The organism is Haemophilus haemolyticus M19501 (genome assembly GCF_000222025.1).
Lineage (GTDB): Bacteria > Pseudomonadota > Gammaproteobacteria > Enterobacterales > Pasteurellaceae > Haemophilus > Haemophilus haemolyticus_G.
In genome coordinates, this window is sequence record NZ_AFQO01000020.1 from 1 (window position 1) to 5,255 (window position 5,255).

A 5,255-nucleotide genomic window follows, 5' to 3' on the forward strand; every position below is an offset into this window, starting at 1 on the left:
CGGAAACGTAGTCGACTAACTACCGTACGTAATATACGAAAGATTAAAGTGTGGGACCTTCGGGCCACATGCCATGAGATGAGCCCAAGTGGGATTAGGTAGTTGGTGGGGTAAAGGCCTACCAAGCCTGCGATCTCTAGCTGGTCTGAGAGGATGACCAGCCACACTGGAACTGAGACACGGTCCAGACTCCTACGGGAGGCAGCAGTGGGGAATATTGCACAATGGGGGGAACCCTGATGCAGCCATGCCGCGTGAATGAAGAAGGCCTTCGGGTTGTAAAGTTCTTTCGGTATTGAGGAAGGGATGTATGTTAATAGCATACATTATTGACGTTAAATACAGAAGAAGCACCGGCTAACTCCGTGCCAGCAGCCGCGGTAATACGGAGGGTGCGAGCGTTAATCGGAATAACTGGGCGTAAAGGGCACGCAGGCGGTTATTTAAGTGAGGTGTGAAAGCCCCGGGCTTAACCTGGGAATAGCATTTCAGACTGGGTAACTAGAGTACTTTAGGGAGGGGTAGAATTCCACGTGTAGCGGTGAAATGCGTAGAGATGTGGAGGAATACCGAAGGCGAAGGCAGCCCCTTGGGAATGTACTGACGCTCATGTGCGAAAGCGTGGGGAGCAAACAGGATTAGATACCCTGGTAGTCCACGCTGTAAACGCTGTCGATTTGGGGATTGGGCTTAAAGCTTGGTGCCCGTAGCTAACGTGATAAATCGACCGCCTGGGGAGTACGGCCGCAAGGTTAAAACTCAAATGAATTGACGGGGGCCCGCACAAGCGGTGGAGCATGTGGTTTAATTCGATGCAACGCGAAGAACCTTACCTACTCTTGACATCCATGGAATCTTATAGAGATATGAGAGTGCCTTCGGGAACCATGAGACAGGTGCTGCATGGCTGTCGTCAGCTCGTGTTGTGAAATGTTGGGTTAAGTCCCGCAACGAGCGCAACCCTTATCCTTTGTTGCCAGCGATACGGTCGGGAACTCAAAGGAGACTGCCGGTGATAAACCGGAGGAAGGTGGGGATGACGTCAAGTCATCATGGCCCTTACGAGTAGGGCTACACACGTGCTACAATGGCGTATACAGAGGGTGGCGAAGCTGCGAGGTGGAGCGAATCTCAGAAAGTACGTCTAAGTCCGGATTGGAGTCTGCAACTCGACTCCATGAAGTCGGAATCGCTAGTAATCGCGAATCAGAATGTCGCGGTGAATACGTTCCCGGGCCTTGTACACACCGCCCGTCACACCATGGGAGTGGGTTGTACCAGAAGTAGATAGCTTAACCTTTTGGAGGGCGTTTACCACGGTATGATTCATGACTGGGGTGAAGTCGTAACAAGGTAACCGTAGGGGAACCTGCGGTTGGATCACCTCCTTACCTAAGACGAGAGACAGCGAGTGCTCACACAGATTGGCTGATAGTTGTAGACAAATGAGCAGAAGAAAGCATTACCCTTGGGTCTGTAGCTCAGGTGGTTAGAGCGCACCCCTGATAAGGGTGAGGTCGGTGGTTCAAGTCCACTCAGACCCACCACTCTGAGAGTGAGTGATGTAAAGGTGTAATGATTTATGATGAAATGGGGATATAGCTCAGCTGGGAGAGCGCCTGCCTTGCACGCAGGAGGTCAGCGGTTCGATCCCGCTTATCTCCACCACTTATCATCGTTAAGTAAATTTATACATTTAGTTTATTTAACGATGATAACTGAAAAGTTTTATCAACTGTTCTTTAAAAAATTGGAAACAAGCTGAAAACAAGAGATTTTCGAGAGAAAGTCTGAGTAGGCGAGACAGGAAAGTGAGAAGAGAGAACTGAAAAGGAAACTCTGAAAGCAAACCTGTTTTGCATAAAATCTTGATTGAACAAAAGCAATCAAGTGTTTAGTTGAATGAACATACGCATCAAATTGACCGCACTTTGAAGTGAAAACTTAAAGTGATTGAAAACATTTGAGGTTGTATAGTTAAGTGACTAAGCGTACAAGGTGGATGCCTTGGCAATCAGAGGCGAAGAAGGACGTGCTAATCTGCGAAAAGTTTGGATGAGTCGATAAGAGGCGTTTAATCCAAGATATCCGAATGGGGAAACCCAGTAGATGAAGAATCTACTATCACTTACTGAATTCATAGGTAAGTGAGGCAAACCGGGAGAACTGAAACATCTAAGTACCCCGAGGAAAAGAAATCAACCGAGATTTCGTCAGTAGCGGCGAGCGAAAGCGAAAGAGCCTGTTAATGATAACAGCAGAGATAGAGGAATAAGCTGGGAAGCTTAGCGACACAGGGTGATAGCCCCGTACTCGACATCCAGGCTGTGGTACTAAGTTAACGAGAAGTAGGGCGGGACACGTGATATCCTGTTTGAAGAAGGGGGGACCATCCTCCAAGGCTAAATACTCCTGATTGACCGATAGTGAACCAGTACTGTGAAGGAAAGGCGAAAAGAACCCCGGTGAGGGGAGTGAAATAGAACCTGAAACCTTGTACGTACAAGCAGTGGGAGCCTGAAAGGGTGACTGCGTACCTTTTGTATAATGGGTCAGCGACTTATATTTTGTAGCGAGGTTAACCGAATAGGGGAGCCGAAGGGAAACCGAGTCTTAACTGGGCGGCTAGTTGCAAGGTATAGACCCGAAACCCGGTGATCTAGCCATGGGCAGGTTGAAGGTTGGGTAACACTAACTGGAGGACCGAACCGACTAATGTTGAAAAATTAGCGGATGACTTGTGGCTGGGGGTGAAAGGCCAATCAAACCGGGAGATAGCTGGTTCTCCCCGAAATCTATTTAGGTAGAGCCTTGAGCGGACACCTTTGGGGGTAGAGCACTGTTTCGGCTAGGGGTCCATCCCGGATTACCAACCCGATGCAAACTACGAATACCAAAGAGTGATACTCAGGAGACACACGGCGGGTGCTAACGTCCGTCGTGGAGAGGGAAACAACCCAGACCGCCAGCTAAGGTCCCAAAGTCTATATTAAGTGGGAAACGAAGTGGGAAGGCTTAGACAGCTAGGATGTTGGCTTAGAAGCAGCCATCATTTAAAGAAAGCGTAATAGCTCACTAGTCGAGTCGGCCTGCGCGGAAGATGTAACGGGGCTGAAATATAGCACCGAAGCTGCGGCATCAGGCGTATCACTAATACGCCTTACGATTAATAACATGGAATGGTGCGAAGTGGCATGAAATGTTGTTCAAGCAACCCGAACGTTGAGTCGGGCCTCTTTGAGTGAGGATTATTAGTGATACGCCTGTTGGGTAGGGGAGCGTTGTGTAAGCGGAAGAAGGTGTGTTGAGAAGCATGCTGGACGTATCACAAGTGCGAATGCTGACATAAGTAACGATAAAACGGGTGAAAAACCCGTTCGCCGGAAGACCAAGGGTTCCTGTCCAACGTTAATCGGGGCAGGGTGAGTCGGCCCCTAAGGCGAGGCTGAAAAGCGTAGTCGATGGGAAACAGGTTAATATTCCTGTACTTGGTAAAGCTGCGATGTGGGGACGGAGTAGGTTAGGTTATCGCACTGTTGGAAATGTGCGTTTAAGTTGGTAGGTGGGAAGTTTAGGCAAATCCGGACTTCCTTAACACTGAGAGATGATGACGAGGCTCTACGGAGCCGAAGTAACTGATACCACACTTCCAGGAAAAGCCACTAAGCGACAGGTTTTACTAAACCGTACTGAAAACCGACACAGGTGGTCAGGTAGAGAATACTCAGGCGCTTGAGAGAACTCGGGTGAAGGAACTAGGCAAAATAGCACCGTAACTTCGGGAGAAGGTGCGCCGGCGTAGATTGTAGTCCCTTGCGGGCGAAGGTTGAACCGGTCGAAGATACCAGCTGGCTGCAACTGTTTATTAAAAACACAGCACTCTGCAAACACGAAAGTGGACGTATAGGGTGTGATGCCTGCCCGGTGCTGGAAGGTTAATTGATGGTGTAATCGAAAGAGAAGCTCCTGATCGAAGCCCCAGTAAACGGCGGCCGTAACTATAACGGTCCTAAGGTAGCGAAATTCCTTGTCGGGTAAGTTCCGACCTGCACGAATGGCATAATGATGGCCAGGCTGTCTCCACCCGAGACTCAGTGAAATTGAAATCGCCGTGAAGATGCGGTGTACCCGCGGCTAGACGGAAAGACCCCGTGAACCTTTACTATAGCTTGACACTGAACATTGAATTTTGATGTGTAGGATAGGTGGGAGACTAAGAAGTAGGAACGCCAGTTTCTATGGAGTCGTCCTTGAAATACCACCCTTTAACGTTTGATGTTCTAACGAAGATTACGAAACGTGGTCTCGGACAGTGTCTGGTGGGTAGTTTGACTGGGGCGGTCTCCTCCCAAAGCGTAACGGAGGAGCACGAAGGTTTGCTAATCACGGTCGGACATCGTGAGGTTAGTGCAATGGTATAAGCAAGCTTAACTGCGAGACAGACAAGTCGAGCAGGTACGAAAGTAGGTCATAGTGATCCGGTGGTTCTGAATGGAAGGGCCATCGCTCAACGGATAAAAGGTACTCCGGGGATAACAGGCTGATACCGCCCAAGAGTTCATATCGACGGCGGTGTTTGGCACCTCGATGTCGGCTCATCACATCCTGGGGCTGAAGTAGGTCCCAAGGGTATGGCTGTTCGCCATTTAAAGTGGTACGCGAGCTGGGTTTAGAACGTCGTGAGACAGTTCGGTCCCTATCTGCCGTGGGCGTTGGAGAATTGGTTGGGGCTGCTCCTAGTACGAGAGGACCGGAGTGGACGCATCACTGGTGTTCCGGTTGTGTCGCCAGACGCATTGCCGGGTAGCTAAGTGCGGAAGAGATAAGTGCTGAAAGCATCTAAGCACGAAACTTGCCAAGAGATGAGTTCTCCCACACATCAAGTGTGTAAGGGTTGTTTAAGACTAAGACGTAGATAGGCAGGGTGTGTAAGTGATGTGAGTCATTGAGCTAACCTGTACTAATTGCCCGAGAGGCTTAACTATACAACGCTCAAGTGTTTTTGGAAAACAGAGTAAAAGAAAAAGAAATTAACTAAACGTTCAGCTTGTGCCCAATAAGAACGAGTGAAAGGTAGAGGAAGAGCTGAGTAGCGAAAGATAAAGACAAGTTATCAACGAATTATCCTGGCGGCGATAGTGCGGTGGACCCACCTGACACCATACCGAACTCAGAAGTGAAACGCTGTAATGCCGATGGTAGTGTGGGGCGATCCCCCATGTGAGAGTAGGGCACCGCCAGGTTACCAAAATACT

Annotated in this window: 2 tRNA genes and 3 rRNA genes; all 5 read left to right on the forward strand. The window is 49.2% G+C overall.

What is annotated here, in order from left to right:
* Positions 1-1,391: ribosomal RNA gene (locus GG9_RS0109110) — 16S ribosomal RNA — on the forward strand; the annotation flags it as partial.
* A gap of 79 nt (positions 1,392-1,470) precedes the next feature.
* Positions 1,471-1,547, forward strand: a tRNA-Ile gene (locus GG9_RS0109115).
* Between the two features lie 45 nt (positions 1,548-1,592).
* A tRNA-Ala gene (locus GG9_RS0109120) sits at positions 1,593-1,668 on the forward strand.
* Between the two features lie 307 nt (positions 1,669-1,975).
* Positions 1,976-4,985 (forward strand): 23S ribosomal RNA (locus tag GG9_RS0109125).
* A gap of 140 nt (positions 4,986-5,125) precedes the next feature.
* Positions 5,126-5,243, forward strand: a 5S ribosomal RNA gene (gene rrf / locus GG9_RS0109130).
* Positions 5,244-5,255: the final 12 nt, after the last annotated feature.